This is a genomic window from uncultured Lutibacter sp., assembly GCF_947493565.1.
Lineage (GTDB): Bacteria > Bacteroidota > Bacteroidia > Flavobacteriales > Flavobacteriaceae > Lutibacter > Lutibacter aestuarii.
Genome location: NZ_CANLRG010000006.1, coordinates 1 through 19,261, shown reverse-complemented (window position 1 = coordinate 19,261; position 19,261 = coordinate 1). Strand labels below are relative to the sequence as shown.

19 protein-coding genes and 1 tRNA gene are annotated in these 19,261 nt (G+C 29.7%); 11 read left to right on the top strand and 9 right to left on the bottom strand.

The window, feature by feature from the left end; all coding sequences use genetic code 11:
• Positions 1–44: 44 nt before the first annotated feature.
• The 5 genes from Q0714_RS08645 to Q0714_RS08625 all read left to right on the top strand — a co-directional run bounded on the left by Q0714_RS08645 (position 45) and on the right by Q0714_RS08625 (position 6,378).
• A complete protein-coding gene (locus Q0714_RS08645) occupies positions 45–1,775 on the top strand; it encodes a TonB-dependent receptor (protein WP_298264258.1) in 1,731 nt (576 codons plus the stop codon).
• Positions 1,776–1,837: 62 nt separating this feature from the next.
• Positions 1,838–3,244 (top strand): M20/M25/M40 family metallo-hydrolase, encoded by a 1,407-nt coding sequence (locus Q0714_RS08640; RefSeq protein ID WP_298264256.1) that lies wholly within the window; start codon positions 1,838–1,840, stop codon positions 3,242–3,244.
• Positions 3,245–3,250: 6 nt separating this feature from the next.
• Positions 3,251–4,867, top strand: coding sequence for an amidohydrolase (locus Q0714_RS08635; protein ID WP_298264255.1), 1,617 nt, complete (start codon positions 3,251–3,253; stop codon positions 4,865–4,867).
• A 191-nt stretch (positions 4,868–5,058) separates the two neighbouring features.
• On the top strand, positions 5,059–5,691 hold the full coding sequence (locus tag Q0714_RS08630) for a TonB-dependent receptor plug domain-containing protein (RefSeq protein ID WP_298264254.1): 633 nt from the start codon (positions 5,059–5,061) through the stop codon (positions 5,689–5,691).
• Positions 5,692–5,700: 9 nt separating this feature from the next.
• Positions 5,701–6,378 carry a uracil-DNA glycosylase family protein gene (locus Q0714_RS08625; RefSeq protein WP_298264253.1) on the top strand — a complete coding sequence of 226 codons (678 nt, stop codon included), beginning with the start codon at positions 5,701–5,703 and terminating at the stop codon, positions 6,376–6,378.
• Here Q0714_RS08625 and trpA read toward each other — a convergent pair.
• From trpA to Q0714_RS08590, 7 genes are read right to left on the bottom strand one after another with little or no spacing between them, the layout of a single operon-like run.
• Positions 6,368–7,132, bottom strand: coding sequence for a tryptophan synthase subunit alpha (trpA, locus tag Q0714_RS08620; protein ID WP_298264252.1), 765 nt, complete (start codon positions 7,130–7,132; stop codon positions 6,368–6,370). The two genes, Q0714_RS08625 and trpA, sit on opposite strands and share 11 nt — an antisense overlap.
• A gap of 3 nt (positions 7,133–7,135) precedes the next feature.
• Positions 7,136–8,317, bottom strand: a complete 1,182-nt coding sequence (trpB, locus tag Q0714_RS08615) for a tryptophan synthase subunit beta (protein ID WP_298264251.1) — start codon at positions 8,315–8,317, stop codon at positions 7,136–7,138.
• The gene (locus Q0714_RS08610; RefSeq protein WP_298264249.1) at positions 8,314–8,922 is read right to left on the bottom strand and encodes a phosphoribosylanthranilate isomerase; all 609 of its coding nucleotides are present in this window, start codon (positions 8,920–8,922) and stop codon (positions 8,314–8,316) included. Before Q0714_RS08610 ends, trpB begins: the two co-directional genes overlap by 4 nt.
• 7 nt (positions 8,923–8,929) lie before the next feature.
• Positions 8,930–9,715 (bottom strand): indole-3-glycerol phosphate synthase TrpC, encoded by a 786-nt coding sequence (gene trpC / locus Q0714_RS08605; protein WP_298264247.1) that lies wholly within the window; start codon positions 9,713–9,715, stop codon positions 8,930–8,932.
• Positions 9,716–9,733: 18 nt separating this feature from the next.
• Entirely contained in the window at positions 9,734–10,723 is a 990-nt protein-coding gene (gene trpD / locus Q0714_RS08600) for an anthranilate phosphoribosyltransferase (RefSeq protein WP_298264246.1), read from the bottom strand.
• Entirely contained in the window at positions 10,720–11,298 is a 579-nt protein-coding gene (locus tag Q0714_RS08595) for an aminodeoxychorismate/anthranilate synthase component II (protein WP_298264245.1), read from the bottom strand. The genes trpD and Q0714_RS08595 overlap by 4 nt, the downstream gene beginning before the upstream one ends.
• Positions 11,299–11,326: 28 nt before the next feature.
• Positions 11,327–12,718, bottom strand: a complete 1,392-nt coding sequence (locus Q0714_RS08590) for an anthranilate synthase component I family protein (RefSeq protein WP_298264243.1) — start codon at positions 12,716–12,718, stop codon at positions 11,327–11,329.
• Between the two features lie 224 nt (positions 12,719–12,942).
• On the opposite strand from Q0714_RS08590, the gene Q0714_RS08585 reads away from it, so the two are divergent.
• Positions 12,943–13,779, top strand: a complete 837-nt coding sequence (locus Q0714_RS08585; RefSeq protein WP_298264241.1) for a DUF2807 domain-containing protein — start codon at positions 12,943–12,945, stop codon at positions 13,777–13,779.
• Between the two features lie 12 nt (positions 13,780–13,791).
• On the opposite strand, the gene Q0714_RS08580 is transcribed toward Q0714_RS08585, so the two are convergent.
• Both Q0714_RS08580 and trxB read right to left on the bottom strand, forming a co-directional pair.
• Positions 13,792–15,375 (bottom strand): aspartate:alanine exchanger family transporter, encoded by a 1,584-nt coding sequence (locus tag Q0714_RS08580; RefSeq protein ID WP_298264240.1) that lies wholly within the window; start codon positions 15,373–15,375, stop codon positions 13,792–13,794.
• A gap of 145 nt (positions 15,376–15,520) precedes the next feature.
• Positions 15,521–16,468, bottom strand: a complete 948-nt coding sequence (gene trxB / locus Q0714_RS08575; RefSeq protein ID WP_298264239.1) for a thioredoxin-disulfide reductase — start codon at positions 16,466–16,468, stop codon at positions 15,521–15,523.
• A gap of 169 nt (positions 16,469–16,637) precedes the next feature.
• Here trxB and Q0714_RS08570 point away from each other — a divergent pair, with 169 nt between their 5' ends.
• From Q0714_RS08570 to Q0714_RS08550, 5 genes are all read left to right on the top strand, one after another.
• Complete coding sequence (locus Q0714_RS08570; protein WP_298264237.1) at positions 16,638–16,976, top strand: co-chaperone YbbN; 339 nt, start codon at positions 16,638–16,640, stop codon at positions 16,974–16,976.
• A gap of 50 nt (positions 16,977–17,026) precedes the next feature.
• A tRNA-Pro gene (locus Q0714_RS08565) sits at positions 17,027–17,101 on the top strand.
• 222 nt (positions 17,102–17,323) lie between these two features.
• Positions 17,324–17,686, top strand: coding sequence for an Arm DNA-binding domain-containing protein (locus tag Q0714_RS08560; protein ID WP_298264236.1), 363 nt, complete (start codon positions 17,324–17,326; stop codon positions 17,684–17,686).
• Positions 17,687–17,709: 23 nt separating this feature from the next.
• Entirely contained in the window at positions 17,710–18,444 is a 735-nt protein-coding gene (locus Q0714_RS08555) for a site-specific integrase (protein ID WP_298264235.1), read from the top strand.
• A gap of 363 nt (positions 18,445–18,807) precedes the next feature.
• Positions 18,808–18,930: a hypothetical protein gene (locus Q0714_RS08550; RefSeq protein WP_298264232.1), complete on the top strand. Its 123-nt coding sequence runs from the start codon at positions 18,808–18,810 to the stop codon at positions 18,928–18,930.
• The last annotated feature ends 331 nt before the right edge of the window (positions 18,931–19,261 follow it).

Genomic DNA, 19,261 nt, shown 5'->3' with positions numbered 1-19,261 from the left:
TTTCAAACATTCATAATTAAATGTTCAAACTAAAAATATTCACAATGCGAAAATTATATATATCAGCATCCTTTTTATTAATTTCTAGCATATTATCATCTCAAGAAACAAAAAAAGACACCCTTAAAACAGAAGAAATTAATGTTGTAAAACCCTATTCTCCAACTATTTCAGATGCTTTTAAAGTGAAATCAAACCCTGTTATAAATCAAGCTGAAAATATTCAAAAAGAAAAGGTAAGTTACAGCATATTCTCTTTTCCTGTTGCTTCAACATTCACTCCATCAAAAGGAAAAGCTCAAAAGGTAACCAGAGCACCAAAAGAACGTTTATTTGAAAACTATATTTCAGCAGGTTTTGGAAATTTTACCAGCCCATTTTTTGAAGCCTACTTACATACTGGTGATGCTCGTTATAATGACTTCGGTTTGTTTATTAAACATCTTTCTTCAGAAGGTGGTATTAAAGATTTACTGTTAAATGACAATTTTTCTGATACAAGAATTGATGGTTATTACAAACAATTTGATCGCGACTTTAATTGGCAAATTAATGCTGGTGTACAAAGAGAAATGTACAATTATTATGGATTGCCTGAAAATAATTACAGCGATACATTTATAGAATCTATGGATGAAAAACAAGTGTATAAAAATAGTTACATAGGTGGAAAAATTGATTTTAAAGATTCTTTTTTTCAAGGTGCAACAGCTGAAATTGTAAACTTTTCTGATAATTACAATAGCAATGAAATAAGATTGATAGCAAAACCAAAATTCGAATTTCCAATTTCAACAGAACTTATTAATAGTGAGTTTTTAGTCGATCTAGTTTCAGGGAAATTTAAACAAGGCTACAATGCTACTAACGATATCAACCACAGTTTTTTAAATTTAGGTTTTAGTCCAAATTTAGAAATATTAAGAGAAAATTTAAGTATAAATTTAGGTGCTAAACTGTATTATTCTAATGATTTAGAACGTAAAACCAATGAATTTTACGCATATCCAAATGTGACAGCTTCTTTAAAATTAATTGATGAAGTGCTTATTTTAGTTGCTGGTGTTACTGGAGATCTAATTCAAAATACATACAGAGATTTAGCAAATGAAAATCCTTATATTTCACCTACTCAAACCATTTTACAAACCGATCAACAATACAAAGCCTTTGCTGGAGCCAAAGGAAAATTAGCGTCTAATATTGGTTATAACTTTAATGTAAGTCATACAAGTGAAAAGAACAAGCCATTTTATATACTAAATCAAACAAAAACTGATGGAGATATAACTATTGATAACGGCTATGAAGCTGGAAATTCTTTTAGTGTTGTTTATGATAATGTAAAAACCTTAGGAGTTTTTGCAGAGCTAACCATAGATGCTTCTAATGAATTTGATTTTTCTAGCTCAATAAATTATACAAATCATACAACTGAAAATTTAGCTGAAGCTTGGAATTCACCGGAATTAACAGCTACTATTTCAGCGGATTATCAAAATAAAAGCTGGTTTGCTGGAGCCAAACTATTTTATAAAGGAGAAACCAAAGATTATCAAATGCCTTATGGCTCAATTGCAACAGATGCTGGTACATTAATTACCAATGATTCTTATATAGATTTAAATTTAAATGGAGGCTATATTTTTTCAGATAGATTAACAGCTTTTGCTAAAATTAACAATGCCTTAGGAAAAAAATACCACCCTTTTGTAAATTATCAAGTACAAACATTGCAAATTTTAGGTGGAATTACTTATAAATTTGACTTGTAACATTAGGTATTTAATATTAAACTTTTTTTATGTAGTTTTAAACATCTTAAAAACTATATAAAATGAAACATTTTTTTTTAGCAATAAGTTTTCTTATTGCTTTTGTTTCTTGCAATAATAAAAAGCAAACAAGCCAAACCTCAGAAACTTTAGATTACCAAAAAGATTCTACTACCATTAAACAACTTTTTAACACCGCATTAACTCAGGGTAAAAGCTACCAATGGTTAGACTATTTATCTAATGAAATTGGAGGAAGACTTTCAGGTTCTCCCGAAGCTCAATTAGCTGTTGAATGGGTAGAAAAATTAATGAATGACCTTGATTTTGATAACGTTTGGTTACAACCCCTAATGGTTCCTCATTGGATACGAGGAGAAAAAGAAGAAGCTTTTTTTACAATTAACAATCAAAACTACAATGTTCCTATCTGTGCTTTAGGAGGGTCTATAGCAACACCTAAAAATGGAGTAACTGGTGAGGTTATTGAAGTACACAGCCTAGAAAAAGCTGAAAATTTAGGCGAAAAATTGAGAGGAAAAATTATTTTTTTTAACAGACCTTTTGACGATACACTAATTCATACTTTTAAAGCCTATGGTGGTTGTGTAGATCAAAGAGGAAGCGGAGCAAGGGTTGTGGGTAAATATGGTGTTTTAGGAGTAATTGTAAGATCAATGACCCACAGTATAGATGATTTCCCACATACAGGAGCTATGAGTTATAGAGATATTCCTGAAAATGAAAAAGTGCCAACTGCTGCAATTAGTACAAAAGCTGCTAATTTATTAAGTGAAAAACTAAAAGAAAATCCAACTTTAAAGTTTTTCTTTAAACAACATTGTGAAACACTACCAGACGCTCCTTCTTATAATGTGATAGGTGAAATTAAAGGAAGTGAGTTTCCAAATAAATATATAACTGTAGGAGGACACCTAGATTCTTGGGATCTTGGTGATGGCGCACATGATGATGGCGCTGGAATAGTTCAATCTATTGAGGTATTACGCCTTTTAAAATTAAACAATATTAAACCAAAACATACCATCCGAGTTGTCTTATTTATGAATGAAGAAAATGGGTTACGTGGTGGCAAGAAATATGCTGAAGAAGCCAAAAAAAATAATGAAATTCATGTTGCAGCATTAGAATCAGACTCTGGAGGATTTACACCTAGAGGATTTACATTTGATGCCAATTCAAAAAATATTGATTTGTTTATGAGTTGGAAACCTTTATTTGCTCCTTATGGATTACATGACATAGCAAAAGGACATGGAGGAGCTGATATTGGTCCTTTAAAATCTGAAACCATTTCTTTGTTTGGTTACAGACCAGATTCTCAACGTTATTTCGATTATCATCATGCTTCAACAGATACTTTCGATAAAGTCAATAAAAGAGAACTCGAACTTGGCGCAGCTTCTATGGCTTCATTGGTATATTTAATAGACACTTACTTAAATTAACAAACCATGAAAAAACTACTTGTATTAGGCATTTCATTTCTTACCATATGTTGTGTAAAAAAAGAGATGGTAGACACCATTGTAATAAATGCAAACATTTATACGGTAAATTCAAATTTTGATAAGGCTGAGGCTTTCGCAATAAAAGATGGTAAAATTATTGACGTTGGTACCTCTCTAGATATTCAATCTAAATACGCTGCAACCTATATTAATGATGCTAAAGGAAAAACCATAGTTCCAGGGTTTATTGATGCTCACTGCCATTTTTTAGGTTTAGGATTACAGCAGCAAAAAGTTGATTTGTCTGGCACCGAAAGTTTTGATGAAGTTATAGAACGAATTGTAGCTTTTCAAAAAGAAAAAAATGTACCATACATAACTGGTAGAGGTTGGGATCAAAATGATTGGAAAATAAAAGAATTTCCAACAAAAGACAAATTAGATGAGTTATTCCCAAATACGCCCATTTCGGTTAGAAGAATTGATGGCCATGCAACCTTAGCCAATCAAGCTGCAATTGATTTAGCAGGAGTTACAATAAACACCCCTGAAGAAGGTGGATTCATTTTAAAAAAAGATGGAAAGTTAACAGGTATTTTTATTGACGGGCCTATTGGACTTATTGAATCTAAAATACCAAAAAAATCAGACTTAGAAATCGTAAATGCATTAAAAGATGCTGAAAAAATTTGTTTTGATTATGGCTTAACCACAGTAGATGATGCTGGAATTTCTAAAAAAGTAATAGAAATAATTGACAGCCTACAACAAATAAATGAATTAAACATAAAAATATATGCAATGGTTTCTGCTAGCGATGAAAACATTGATTATTTTACCCAAAAAGGAATTATTAAAACCAATTTACTAAATGTACGTTCGTTTAAAGTTTATGCTGATGGTGCATTAGGCTCAAGAGGTGCCGCTATGAAAAAAGAATATAGCGATCAACACAACCATTATGGTGCATTGGTAACTCCATTGGAAGATTTAAAACGTTTTGCCAACAAAATTGCAGCTTCAGATTATCAAATGAATACACATGCGATAGGAGACTCTGCCAATTATGTAATGTTAAAAACCTATAAAGAAGTTTTAAAAGATCAAAAAGAAAAACGTTGGAGAATTGAACATGCTCAAATCATTGATTTAAAAGATTTTGATTATTTTAAAAATATAATACCTTCAGTACAACCTACACATGCTACATCTGATATGTATTGGGCAGAAGATAGAGTTGGAAAAGATCGAATTAAAGGTGCTTACGCCTATAAAGATTTATTAAATACCTATGGAAAAGTTGCTTTAGGTACTGACTTCCCAGTTGAAAAAGTAAGTCCCTTTTTAACATTTTATGCTTCTGTTGCTCGTAAAGACTTAAATAATTACCCTGGCAATGGTTTTCAAATGGAAAATGCTTTAAGTAGAGAAGAAACATTGAAAGGTATGACCATATGGGCAGCATACGCCAACTTTGAAGAAAACGAAAAAGGAAGTATAGAAGTAGGGAAATTTGCAGATTTTATTGTATTAAACAAAAATATTATGGAAATTGAAGAAGCTCAAATTCCTTATATTCAAGTAGAAGAAACTTATGTAAATGGTAAAAAAGTTAATTAAACCTAATAGTTACTTAAAGGGTTTTGCTAAAATAAAAATTATGAATGAGAGTGCTTGTGAGTTATAATAAATTATTCCAAATTTTGACTCTCGAAATTTTACTTCAATTATACAAATAATATGGTATATTTTTTGATAATAATATTTAAATTTATTAATCTCTTTAACATTCTAAATAAACAAAAAATAATATGAGAAATTATGTAAAAATTACCTTCCTTATTTTAACAATATCACTATTTACAAAAACTACTTATAGCCAATCTAAAATTAAAAAAGTTTCTTTATCTGGGTACATTAAAGATCAAAATAATAATGTAATAAAAGATGTTATTTTCTTTATAGATGAAGTAAAAACAAAAGCTAAAATTAATACTTATGGAGCTTATAAACTTAAAGTAAATCCTAGCGCAAAAAAAATTAAAGTTTTTTCATATGCAAGAGGAGTAATTGAAATTGATTATAATGGACAAAAAAAAATCAATTTTATTTATAATAATTTTAAACCTAACTCGTCTAATAAAATTACAAAAAAAAAGAAACAAAATACTTTTGAATATAAAGATATTTATGAAATGATAAGAGCAAAAGTACCTGGTGTTAAAGTTCAGTCTAACAATACTATACTTGTAAGAGGTACTACTTCATTTCAAGGTAGTACTCAACCTTTGTTTATTGTTGACGGATCGCCTGTTTCAAGTATTGATAATATTTCTCCTCAATTTGTCGATAAAATTTCTGTTTTAAAAGGACCTGAAACTGCAATTTATGGCGTACGTGGATCAAACGGTGTTATCTTAATAACTTTAAAGAAAAAAATTTAATTACGTTTTTTGAACTTTTATCATAAACACCCATACCAACCATTTATCCCAAAAAATGCTACTAAATTAATTGTTGGGACTTTACCTCCGCCTAGGTTTTCAATTCAAAAATTAAAACAAGGAGATGTAGATTTTTGTTATGGCTGTATCGATGGGCACTTGTGGAAAATTTTAAATGAAATATTTCAATTAAATCTATACTTTGAAACATCTGATATTGCTATCCAACAACGAAAGGATTTTTTAACTGAAAAAAGCATTGGCATCTGTGATATTGTAGCATCTTGTAATCGTGAAAAAATTGATGCTTCAGACTTGGGAATGAAAAATATTAAATTAAGAGATTTAAACTATTTCATCTCTAAAAACCCTAAAATTGAAACCTTATTATTAACTGGAGGAAACAGTAAAAATGGCCCAGAATACCATTTAAGAAAGTATTTAAAAACTAAAAAAATTGAACTTATTCCAAGTTCTTTAGATACCCCTAGAATTCATAATTTTAGTTTTGAAGATACTTCAAAAGTATTTCGAAAAATTAAAGTGGTTTCACTAACTGCACCATCTGGAGCTGCTAACAGAGCTGTTGGAAGCAATCCAACTTATAAATTATTAAAACAGAAAAACCCTAATTTCAATACATTTGACTTTAGGGTTTTACAATACAAAAAGTTTTTTAATCAATAATTGAAGTCACAAATTCATTAATTTTTGCAATTCCATTTTGATTTAAATGTTTGATAAAAGCAGAACCTATTATTGCTCCTTTAGTTTTATCAGTAGCTTGTTTAAAAGTAGCTGAATTTGAAATTCCAAAACCTACAATTTGAGGCGTTTTTAAATTCATTGCAGCAATACGTTCAAAATATTCTTTTTGAACAGTTCCAAAAGTATTTTGCGAACCTGTAACGCTTGCTGAACTTACCATATAAACAAATCCTCTAGAAATTTTATCAATAAAATAAATACGTTCTTGTGATGTTTGAGGAGTAATTAAAAATATATTTATCAAATCATATTTTTCGAAAATAACTTTGTAATTTTCACTATATTCTTTCACAGGTAAATCTGGAATTATCAATCCGTCAATCCCAATTTCTTTACATTTTTTACAAAAATTTTCAATTCCATATTGCATCATAGGATTAAAATACCCCATAATAATTAAAGGAATTTTGACATTTTTACGTATATCTTTTAATTGATCAAATAAAATTTCAGTGGTCATTCCGTTTTCCAAAGCTTTTGTAGAGCTTTCCTGAATTGTTGGGCCATCGGCTAAAGGATCGCTAAAAGGCAAACCAATTTCAATCATATCTACTCCACTATTTTCTAAACTTTCAATAATTGAAACTGTACTGTTCAACTGTGGAAAACCAGCTGTAAAATAAATAGATAATAGTTTTTTATCTTCTTGTAGTTTTTTATTTATTCGATTCATTTTTTACAACTTAAAATAGTTAATATACGTATTTAAATCTTTGTCTCCTCTTCCTGATAAATTCAATACAACTACATCTGTTTTTTTAAATTTTTTAGTATTAAAAACTGCCAAAGCATGGGAACTTTCTATTGCGGGAATAATGCCTTCAAATTCACATAACTCAATACCTGCTTTCATAGCTTCATCATCAGTAACTGAAATAAACTCTGCTCGTTTACTTTCGCTTAAATGTGCATGCAAAGGGCCAACCCCAGGGTAATCTAAGCCTGCAGAAATAGAATAAGGCTCGGTAATTTGACCATCTTTAGTTTGCATTAGCAAGGTTTTACTCCCATGAATAATACCTTCATTACCTAATACGCTTGTAGCTGCGCTTTCACCAGAATCTATTCCAAGCCCAGCGGCTTCAACAGCAATTAAACCTACATTCTCCTCTGCTAAATAATGGTAAAAAGCACCAGCAGCATTACTTCCTCCACCAACACAAGCAATTACATAATCTGGATTTTCTTTACCTTCTTTTTCAGTTAACTGTTTTTTAATTTCTTCTGAAATGATCGATTGAAAACGAGCCACCATATCTGGATAAGGATGAGGACCTACGACAGAACCAATAATGTAATGCGTATCCACAGGGTTATTAATCCAATCTCTAATAGCTTCATTTGTAGCATCTTTTAATGTTTTACTACCAGATAATGCAGGAATCACAGTTGCTCCTAACATTTTCATACGAGCTACATTTGGTGCCTGCCGTGCAATGTCTATTTCACCCATATATACAATACACTCCATCCCCATTAAAGCACAAACTGTAGCTGTTGCAACTCCATGTTGACCAGCTCCTGTTTCAGCTATAATTCTTTTTTTACCCAAACGTTTTGCCATTAAAATTTGCCCAATAGTATTGTTTACTTTATGAGCTCCTGTATGACATAAATCTTCTCTTTTTAAATAAATTTTGGTATTGTATTTATCTGAAAGTCGCTTTGCAAAATACAATGGTGTAGGACGACCTACATAATCTTTTAACAAGCTTTTAAATTCTTTTTGAAAAGAATCAGATTCCATAATCTTTAAATAATTTACTCTAAGCTCTTCTACGTTTGGATATAGCATTTCTGGAATAAAAGCTCCACCAAATTTTCCATAATATCCATTTTCATCTACAAAATAACTCATTTTAAGTTTTCTTTAAATTCTTTTATATCGTTTATATTTTTTAATGCAGGTTTAATTTCAAAACCACTATTAATATCAATACCCGCAAATAATTTATGGTTCATTTTTTTTATTTCATTTGCATCAATTTTAGTAATGCCTCCACTTAATAAAAAAGGAGTGTTACCTTTATAATTTTTTAAAATTTTCCAATTGAATTTAACACCGTTTCCGCCATAATCTTTTCCTTTGGTGTCAAATAAAAAATAATCACAAATAGCTTGGTAAGCCTCTGTTTGTGAAAAATCAAAAGCATCATTTACAGAAAATGCTTTAAAAACCATTAAATTATTCTCTTTTAATAATCTACAATATAAAGGAGATTCATTTCCGTGCAATTGAACAGCATCAAGTTGGCAAAGTTGGGCAACTCTCAAAACTTCATCAATTGTTTCATTTACAAAAACCCCTACTTTTTTAATGGTTGAAGGAATTTCCACTTCTGGAAATTTAGTTACAAATCGTTTCGATTTTTTATAGAAAATAAAGCCTATAAAGTCTGGTTCCAAAATTAGTAAGTTTTGAATATTTTCTTTATCACGCATTCCACAAACCTTTATTTTCATCAACTATTTATTTTATTTGGTTAATAAACTCTTTACAAGCCAAACCTGGATTCTCTGTTTTCATAAAGTTTTCTCCAATTAAAAACCCTTGAAAACCATATTCTTTTAAACCTGTAATAATTCTAGGATCACATAAACCACTTTCGGAAACTTTGATACATGAATCTGGTATTTGGTTTGCTAATTGTATTGAATGTTCTAAGTCAACTTCAAACGTTTTTAAATTTCTATTATTAATTCCAATAATTTTATGATCTAAATTTAGTTTATCCAATTCTTCTTGATTGTGCACTTCATATAAAACATCTAGCCCTAAATCTTCCGCAAGTTGTCCGTAATTTTTAAGTTCTTCTTTTGTTAAACAAGCTGCAATTAATAAAACAACATCAGCTCCTATGGCTTTTGCTTCAACAATTTGAAATCCGTCAACAATAAAATCTTTTCTCAAAATTGGAATTGAATCATTTACCGAACGTGCTTGCATAATATCTAATACATTTCCTCCAAAAAAATCTAAATCTGTTAAAATAGATTGCGCTGCAATGTTAGCTTCCATATAACCTTTTGTTACTTCAACAACTGAAGCTGTATCATTAATAACTCCTTTTGAAGGCGATTGCCTTTTAAACTCAGCTATAATTCCTGAAGAACCTATTTTTAACAGACTTTTTTTAAGCGATATTGGTGTACGATTAAAATTAGGACTTTTTACTAATTTTTCAACCATCACTTCTTTTTTAAGTAGTGCTACTTCTTGTTTTTTATGTGCTATTATTTTATCTAAAATATTCATCTTTTGAGCTATGAATTTTTAATTACTAATTAATTTTTCTAAACATTGCTTTGCTTTCAAACTTTTTAACGATTCTTTTGCCTCTTCAAAAGCAGCGTCAAAGGATTTTGATGGATCAAAAGTTTTTAAAGCATAAGCAGTATTTGTTAAAACTACATTATTTTGAGCTTCAGTACCTTTTCCGTTTAAAATGGAAGTGAATATTTTTGCAGCTTCTTTAACCGTAGCTCCTCCAAAAATTTCAGTTTGTTCCAACCTTCTTAACCCTAAATTTTCAGGAGTAGTTAGTTGTTCGTTGTTTTTGGTCAATAATTTAAAACCGCCTGTTAACGAAATTTCATCATAGCCATCTAAACTAAATACAATACCATAATTTTTTGAAGTTTCTTGTAATAAGTAGTTGTAAATTCTAGCAACTTCTAAATTAAATACCCCTACTAATTGATTTTGTGGGTTACTTGGGTTTACAAGAGGTCCTAACATATTAAAAAAAGTTTTAACACCCAATTCTCTTCTAATTGGACCTACGGCTTTCATTGCTGGATGAAACAATGGCGCATGTAAAAAACAAATATTTGCTTTATCAATTTGATGCTTTAATTCAGACTCATTATTTGTAAATTGATAGCCTAAATATTCTAACATATTAGAGGATCCACTTATTGAAGAAACTCCATAATTTCCATGTTTAGCAACTTTATTACCTGTTCCTGCTACAATAAAAGAAGTGATGGTTGAAATATTAAATGTATTTTTCCCATCACCTCCAGTACCACATAAATCAATGGTGTTAAATTCTGACAAATCAATTTTTATTGCTAATTCTAACAATGCCTCTCTAAAACCTGCTAATTCTTTTACAGAGATTGGACGCATTAAATATACGGTTAAAAACGAAGCCATTTGAGAAGTATTATACTCTTCATTTGCCATACGAATAAGTACTTCTTTAGCTTCATTTTTAGATAGCTGTTGTTGTTCAAAAAGTTTATTTAAAATATTTTTCATTTTGTATGGGCTTCTATAAAGTTTCTTACAATTTGTTCTCCTACTGGCGTTAAAATTGATTCTGGATGGTATTGAACGGCACTTATATTGTATTTTTTATGCTGTAAAGACATTATTGAACCATCTTCATCTACAGAGGTAATTTTTAATTCTGAAGGAAATTTCTTAGAAGAAGCTATCCAGGAATGGTAACGAGCTGCCTCAAATTCAGTTGAAACGTTTTTATAAATTACAGCATCGCAATTAGTAATTTTCATTTTAGTTGCTACACCATGAAAAACATTTTCTAAATTTTCTAAAGAGCCTCCAAAAACTTCTGTAATAGCTTGTAAGCCTAAACATACTCCAAAAATTGGTTTTGAAGCTGCATAGGTTTTGATAACCTCTTTTAAAACTCCTGCTTCATCAGGTAAACCAGGCCCAGGAGATAAAATAATTAAATCGTAATTAGCTACCTCCTCTACAGAAATTTCATCATTTCTATAAACTGAAGGATACACTCCTGTAATATCTTCAACCATATGCACTAAGTTATAGGTAAAAGAATCGTAATTATCTATTATTAATATTTTCATAAGTTTAATCTGTAATCGTACTCTTATTTTAAATTTCTTCTGCTAAAACCAATGCTTTTTTTAAAGCAGCAAGTTTATTATTTACTTCTTGTAGTTCACTTTCTTCTTTAGAATTAATCACAACACCTGCACCAGCTTGATAAAACAAGGTGTTATTTTTACTTACAAATGAACGGATGGCGATTGCTAAATTTACCGTATTGTTTAAACCGATAAAACCAACTGCTCCTCCATAAAATCCGCGAGATTGATTTTCATAGGTATCGATTAACTCCATAGCTTTATATTTTGGAGCTCCGCTTAAAGTTCCTGCTGGGAACGTATCTCCAACAATTTCAATTGCTTTTCCTTTAGGAATTCCTTTGACCGTAGAAACTAAATGAATTACATGGCTAAAAAATTGTACTTCTTTAAAAATCTCAACACTCACATCGGTTGCGTGTTTACTTAAATCGTTTCTCGCCAAATCTACCAACATTACATGTTCTGCATTTTCCTTTTTATCGTTTGATAGTTTTTCGCCTAAAGCTAGGTCAGAATTCATATCTCCAGTACGTTTAAATGTTCCTGCAATTGGATTAATTACTGCACTATCTTCAGTTATTTTTATTTGGGCTTCTGGTGAAGAACCCATTAATTTATAGCTTCCATAATCAAAATAAAACAAATAAGGTGAAGGGTTAATAGACCTTAACGCTCTATACACATTAAACTCATCTCCTTTATATTTTTGTTGAAATTGACGCGATAATACCAATTGAAAAACATCTCCTCTTTTACAATGTCCTTTGGCTTTTGTAACATTATTCTTAAAATCTTGATCGTTACAGTTTGAAGATTCTTTTCCAACAGTTTCAAATTTATACAAACCATAAGTTCTGGCATTTATTAAAGATTCAATTTCATGTATTCTTGAAGTTGTTCCTTTTTCTATATTTTCAATGAGTGTAAGTTCATTATTATAATGATTAATTGCAATTACAAATTTGAAAAAACTAAATTGAAAATCTGGTATTTCAGAAGCTGCTTTTTTAGTTGTAAATTTTATGGTGTCAAAATACTGTACTGCGTTGTAAGAGATATGCCCATAAAATCCATTAAACGATTTTATTTCATCTTCGCAATCAACTTCTATAGTATTCGCATATTTTTCAAAAATATCATAAAAATTGTTTGCTATTACTTCTTGTTTTACTTCTTTATTCTTATAGTAATAGTTAAACCTATTTTCATCAGCTTTAAATGTAATAATAGGTTCAACACATAAAAAAGTATAGCTTTCCTCTTTACTGTGGTAATCTGAACTTTCTAACAATAAACTATTGGCATATTTATCTCTAATTTTTGAATACATTCCTACAGGAGTAATGGTATCAGCCAATTGCTTTTTTGTAATTGTTTTAAACTTTATTTTTTTCATTTTTTTAGAATAAAAAAAGGACCTATCGCGAGATAAGTCCTTTTTGTTTTATATTAAAATAGTAATATAGTAATTCTTCTCGCTTATTGCATAAGAGAGTTCCACCACCAATTCATATTTAAACTATTGTTCTTCATTTATTGAACGACAAATTTAATATAGATTTTTAAATGACCAAACTAATATCTAAAAATTATTTCTTTATTTTTGAAAAAACAAATCTAATGAAAACATTAAGTCAACTTCCAATAGCTCTATTTTTACTTTTATCAATTTCCATAAATGCTCAAGGAAAACTAAAAGGAAATAAAGAAGTTACTACTGAAAATAGAGAAATTTCGGATTTTACAAAAGTTGAAGTTCTTGATAAAATTTCTGTTAAATTAGTATATAATGAAAACCAATCGGTACTTGTTGAAACAGATTCTAACTTACAAAGTTCTATCATAACTGAAGTAGTTAATGGGACTCTTATTATTAAATTAAATGAAAAAATTAGTAAATACCGAGAAATGACCGTTCATTTATCTGTAAATAATAATTTAAAAGAATTGTTTGCTTATAATAAATCCTCATTAAAATCTGACAATTTATTAATTATAGATTCGTTAAAAATTAATGCTTTTGATGATGCTGAGATAACTCTTAAAGTAAACACAAAAACTCTTGATATTCAAGCTAAAAAAACTACTAAACTTAATTTAGAAGCAGTGAGTAATGAAACGATAATTAATACGGAAGAGTCGGCAAATTTAAAGGCTACAATTGACACTAAAAATATCCTTATCAATGTTTTGGATAGATCCGATATCAATTTAAAAGGAACTTGTAGTCATTTAGAAATGGAATCTAATGGAAATAGTACATTTAAAGGTAATAACTTTAAGACTAAAACAGCTATTGTTAAAACCAACAACAATTCAAAAGCTTATATAAACTCCTCAGAGTCAATAGACATTTCTGCATTCAACTCTTCTGAAGTTTATTTATATGCGAATCCTAAAATTACATTAGCTCATTTTTTAGATAAAGCATCACTTTATAAAAGACCTTCAAATTAATCCTATTTTTAGTTACAATAAACTTAAAATTTGAACAACAATAATTAGTAGTACCATAGCAATTGGATACACTGTTGCATAAGCTACTGAAGGAGCATCTGTATCAACCATATTATCAATAGCGGCTAAACCTGGAGTACTCGTCATACTTCCAGTTAATGTTCCAAGTAACGTAAGCATATTTAATTTAAAAAATGTTTTGGCAACAATAGTTGTTATAATCATTGGTAATAAGGTTATTAAAATTCCATAAACAAATAATTCTAAACCAAATTCTTGAAAGGTACTTACCAAACTGGTTCCTGCACTGGTTCCAACAGCAGCTAAAAAGAACAATAAACCAAACTGCCTTAATAATTGATTTGCTGCACCAGTCATTGTCCACATAATAGGACCTGTTTTACCAGTTCTACCTAATATAAGTGCTACTAATAAAATTCCTCCAGTGAGACCTAAACTAAATGAAAATGAGTCGAAATTTATACTTAATTTACCTACCAAAATTCCTAAAATAATCCCTACGGCTATTGGTAAAAAATCTGTATTGGAAAGCTTACTTGTATCGTCTCCAAAAATACGACTTACATGTTTCATGTTTGTTTTATGACAAACAACAATTAGTTTATCCCCAAATTGTAATTTAGTAGAAGGGCTTGGAGATATATTAATACCAGATCTTCTAATACGAGTAATGGTTGCGTGATATGTATCTAAAATATTAAGTTGTCCCAATGTTTTTTTAACAACATCTTTATTAGTTACTAATATAGATCTTATATCAAAATTTGTGTCTAACGGGATTTCTTGTCGAGTTTCAGAACCTATTAATAATTTAACACGCTCCAAAGCATCGCTTGTACCTACGGCTTTCACCACATCTCCTTTATGAAAAACAATTTCAGGCTCTGGTGCAATTACAATATCATTATGCATTATTCTTGAAATGACAGCCTTGGTCATAAATCTAATATTTAACTCTCCATAAGTTCTACCAATCACATTTTCATTTTCTACAATAAAATGCTTTTTAATAATTTCTGGATAACCAGCAGAAAGTTCTTCTTTGTACTTTTTTTCTTCGTCTTTGATGTTCACTTTTAAAATACGAGGTAAAAAACTAACAAAAAGAATGACTCCAATTACACCAAAAGGATATCCAATACCATACCCAATTGAAGCTAACGGAGACTCCGTGGCATCGATAGCTGCAGCTAAACCAGGAGTACTTGTTAAAGCTCCGTTTAACAAACCAATTATCAAATTTTTGTCTATTCCAAAAAAATAAAAAATGACAAAAGCTATCAGACCTGAGCTTACTATTAAAATAGTGGATAGTATTGCCAATTCTCTCCCATTCATTTTAAATGATTCGAAAAAACTTGGTCCTGCTTGAATTCCAATCGTAAAAATAAAAAGTACTAAACCTAAATATTGAAAATCTCTTGGAATTTCAACACCATAGTGTCCAAAAACTAATGCTACAAAAATTACCGCCGATACATCAAGCGAAATTCCTTTAATTTTTATTCTTCCTATTATAAAACCAATTACTATAATAAGAAACAATACAAAATAACTATTAGAAAATAATTCCATTACATTAAGTTTTATAAGACAAAATTAATTACTATTGAGGTTTAATTACTTGAATATATAAATAATTTACGAAAACGATTACACATTGATATAAAAACAAAAACCCAAACACTTGGTTTGGGTTTTAATTTTTAAAAAAACCATATTAGTCTAAAGACCCTAAATATCGTTCAGCGTCTAAGGCTGCCATACATCCTGTTCCTGCTGCCGTAACTGCTTGACGGTATTCTTTATCTTGAACATCACCTGCTGCAAAAATTCCTGGCAAATTAGTTTTTGTAGACTTTCCTTTAGTAATTAAATAACCTGTTTCATCCATATCTAAAACATCTTTAAATATTTCTGTATTTGGTTTATGACCAATTGCTATAAACACGCCTGTTACATTAATTACTTCTTTTTCTCCAGTAACATTGTTTACTGCTCTAACTCCTTCCACAACATTATCTCCTAAAACTTCATCTATTTCAGTATTAAATTTCACTTCAATATTTTTAGTTTTTTCAACTCTATGTTGCATTGCTTTTGAAGCTCTCATATAGTCTTTTCTTACTAAAACGGTTACTTTATTACAAATATTTGCTAAATAAGTTGCTTCTTCAGCAGCAGTATCTCCTGCTCCAACTACAACCACATCTTGTCCTTTATAAAAGAATCCGTCACAAGTTGCACAAGCAGAAACTCCACCACCAATTAAACGTTGCTCACTTTCTAAGCCCAAATATTTTGCTGTAGCTCCAGTAGAAATTATTACGGTATTAGCTTCAATTTGAATAGAGTCATCTACTGTTACTTTGTGAATCCCTCCAATTTCTTTACTAAAATCAATTTTAGTGACCATTCCAAATCTAACTTCAGTTCCAAAACGTTCAGCTTGATTTTTTAAATCTTCCATCATAGCTGTACCATCTGTACCATTAGGATATCCTGGAAAATTATCAACTTCTGTTGTAGTTGTCAACTGCCCTCCCATTTGCATTCCTGTATACATTACTGGTTTTAAATCTGCTCTAGCGGCATAAATTGCAGCAGTATATCCAGCTGGACCCGAACCTATTATTAAACATTTTATTCTTTCAATTGTATCTGACATGATTTATTTATTTTTTATTTTCAACCAACAAATTTATAGCAATTTATTGTAATACTTGGTGAATGTTTATAATTTTTTATAATGTAATTATAAGCTTTCATAATGTATATTATTAACTACAAAATATTGATTTTTTGTAGTAATTTTGAGAACCTTAAATATTGAAAACATGAGTAAAACAACCCATATAAATAACATTGAAAAGCTTGAAGAACTATTAAAAACAGAAGAAGCTATTTTATTATACTTTTCAACAACCTCATGTAATGTGGGTGAAGCTTTTGAGCCTAAAGTTAAAAGTTTATTAGCAACTAATTTTCCCAAAATTAACTTTTATCATATAGATTTAAATTTCTCTCCTGAAATTGCTGCTAACTATTCTGTATTTGTAGAGCCTACAATTTTAGTTTTTTTTGAGGGAAAAGAAACTATTAGAAAAAGTCGAGCAATAGGTATATTTGAATTAGAAGAAGCCTTAAAAAAACCTTATCAACTTATTTTTGAATAAATACTTGTTAAATGTATTTTTAGTTTTATATTTGCAGTCCGAAATTATTACGGGGTGTAGCGTAGCCCGGTTATCGCGCCGCGTTTGGGACGCGGAGGTCGCAGGTTCGAATCCTGCCACCCCGACGAACTTAGAAATAGGTAACATCAAAACACTGTTAATCGTATGATTATCAGTGTTTTTTTTTACACATTTTATTTGATACCAAATAAAGATAACTAAAATCATTAAAAAGGTGTGCAAATCGGTGTGCAATTGTTTACTGAAAATGTGCTAACTTTAAAAAACTTTAAGGCATAATTTGACTTTCGTCTTTACAAATTAATGTTTAACTAAAGTCATTTAAAATGAAAACAAAAAGCACATTCACGATTATTTTCTTCACAAGAAAATCAAGAAGCTATCCCAACCAATTATCCATTTATGTACGTATTACAATAAATGGTAGGCGTTCAGAAATGAGTGTAAAAAGAAGTGTTTCCCAAAATGGGTGGGATTCTTCAAAAAACAGAGGTCGAGGCAATTCAGAAAACATAAGGGTTTTAAACGCTTATTTAGCCCAAGTATATAACAAACTACTCCAGTGTCACAAAGAACTCATTGAAAAGGATAAAGTAGTCACATCCGATGCAATTAAGTATCGATACTTGGGAGAAGAGGATGATAGTAAATCCTTAAAAGAATTAATTGCGTCCACAATGGCAATATGATTCACGTTCTGAAAGCAGGAACAATGAAAAATTATTATACCACAGAAAGGTATTTACAGAAATTTTTATGGAAGAAAAAAAGAGTAAAAGACATTTTTTTAAAACAATTGAATTTTAGATTCATTACAGACTTTGAACACTACCTAAGAACCTATAAAAATTCTAAAAAACAATTGATGCTATCCAATAACGGAGTCATGAAACATTTGGAGCGTTTCAAAAAAATGATAAATCTAGCTATAAAACTAGAATGGATGAACAAAAACCCATTTAGTCAATTTCAACTAAAATATGATAAATATGATAAAGCATATTTGAATGAAAGAGAATTAGAGCTGTTAGAAACTACAGTATTTACAAGTGAACGCTTACAAAAAATAAAAGATTGTTTTGTGTTCTCTTGTTATACTGGATTGTCCTATATCGATGCAAAAGAACTTACAGAAAATAATATTGTAAAAGGGTTAGATAATACTAATTGGATTTATACCAAACGAGAAAAAACAGACGAACCAGTGAAAGCACCCATACTCCCAAAAGCATGGACAATATTAGAAAAGTATAAAGCTAAAGAAGAGCTAGATATTAAAACAAATTTGTTACCCATAAGTTCCAACAAAAAGACCAATGCTTATTTAAAGGAAATTATAAAAGATTGTGGTATTCATAAAAATATTTCTTTTCACGTAGCTAGACACACTTTTGCAACAACAGTTATGTTATCTAATGTTGTAATTAATAGCTCGATTGAATTTTAGTCAGAAATAAAATGAGATTAAATTGAATTTAATAAAATGATTTTTTTGTAAATTACAGATTGATTATTGAATCGAATAGAATTTAAGTAACGAATTTATTTTAAAAATCGTTTAACGAAAAATTAAACATTAATGATAAATTCTGAGTTCACTTCCACTCTACCGATTTGAAAATTGAAGCGGAAAGACTCAATGAGTTGTAAGATTTTAAAAATCATAAAGGATTTGAGCATTGAAACGAAAAATTGCAGAACGAAAAACAAGTAAAACGATAAATTATGAATTCTAAACCAAATTATAAATTTAATAGCAAGGATTATTTATTTTTAACTATATGCTTAATTATTTTTTTTTACCGTAATTATGTATATATGGGGATGTGGAAGTTTAAAAGGTACTGAACTCATTGCTTCTGTTATTGGAGTTCTTATTGCAATTCCAATTGTATTGTATATCTTAAAAAAATTGTATGAGGAACAAAGATGATAAAACTCGGAAAACACTGAAATTCAATTATCAGTATTACGTGTCGCTAAAAATTACAACACCTCATATAATTTATGCTTAAATTTGATTTAGTACAAACGACAAACATTCAATAAACAATTTGCTACGGCAGAAAAATCTCCGATTTTCCAGTCGTACAAATCTTATACAAAACCGTTGTGCCACATTTGAAATGATGTACTTTCCTGAAATAGGTTGACTAAAAGTTAGACAACTTAAACAACGAAAGTATGAAAGAACAAAAAGTACCCTGTCGAAAAAAATCCTATGAGAAAATAGGTTTCGATTTAAAATTACTCATTATTGACCA

Bases quoted from the DNA above. Each gene is read 5' to 3' on its own strand.
- trpA (WP_298264252.1), bottom strand. From the start codon at position 7,132: ATGAATCGAATAAATAAAAAACTACAAGAAGATAAAAAACTATTATCT.
- Q0714_RS08590 (WP_298264243.1), bottom strand. From the start codon at position 12,718: ATGAAAAAAATAAAGTTTAAAACAATTACAAAAAAGCAATTGGCTGAT.
- Q0714_RS08570 (WP_298264237.1), top strand. From the start codon at position 16,638: ATGAGTAAAACAACCCATATAAATAACATTGAAAAGCTTGAAGAACTA.
- Q0714_RS08585 (WP_298264241.1), top strand. From the start codon at position 12,943: ATGAAAACATTAAGTCAACTTCCAATAGCTCTATTTTTACTTTTATCA.
- trpD (WP_298264246.1), bottom strand. From the start codon at position 10,723: ATGAAAAATATTTTAAATAAACTTTTTGAACAACAACAGCTATCTAAA.
- Q0714_RS08635 (WP_298264255.1), top strand. From the start codon at position 3,251: ATGAAAAAACTACTTGTATTAGGCATTTCATTTCTTACCATATGTTGT.
- trpB (WP_298264251.1), bottom strand. From the start codon at position 8,317: ATGAGTTATTTTGTAGATGAAAATGGATATTATGGAAAATTTGGTGGA.
- Q0714_RS08610 (WP_298264249.1), bottom strand. From the start codon at position 8,922: ATGAAAATAAAGGTTTGTGGAATGCGTGATAAAGAAAATATTCAAAAC.
- Q0714_RS08645 (WP_298264258.1), top strand. From the start codon at position 45: ATGCGAAAATTATATATATCAGCATCCTTTTTATTAATTTCTAGCATA.
- Q0714_RS08550 (WP_298264232.1), top strand. From the start codon at position 18,808: ATGTATATATGGGGATGTGGAAGTTTAAAAGGTACTGAACTCATTGCT.
- Q0714_RS08560 (WP_298264236.1), top strand. From the start codon at position 17,324: ATGAAAACAAAAAGCACATTCACGATTATTTTCTTCACAAGAAAATCA.
- Q0714_RS08595 (WP_298264245.1), bottom strand. From the start codon at position 11,298: ATGAAAATATTAATAATAGATAATTACGATTCTTTTACCTATAACTTA.
- trxB (WP_298264239.1), bottom strand. From the start codon at position 16,468: ATGTCAGATACAATTGAAAGAATAAAATGTTTAATAATAGGTTCGGGT.
- Q0714_RS08640 (WP_298264256.1), top strand. From the start codon at position 1,838: ATGAAACATTTTTTTTTAGCAATAAGTTTTCTTATTGCTTTTGTTTCT.
- Q0714_RS08630 (WP_298264254.1), top strand. From the start codon at position 5,059: ATGAGAAATTATGTAAAAATTACCTTCCTTATTTTAACAATATCACTA.
- trpC (WP_298264247.1), bottom strand. From the start codon at position 9,715: ATGAATATTTTAGATAAAATAATAGCACATAAAAAACAAGAAGTAGCA.
- Q0714_RS08555 (WP_298264235.1), top strand. From the start codon at position 17,710: ATGAAAAATTATTATACCACAGAAAGGTATTTACAGAAATTTTTATGG.
- Q0714_RS08580 (WP_298264240.1), bottom strand. From the start codon at position 15,375: ATGGAATTATTTTCTAATAGTTATTTTGTATTGTTTCTTATTATAGTA.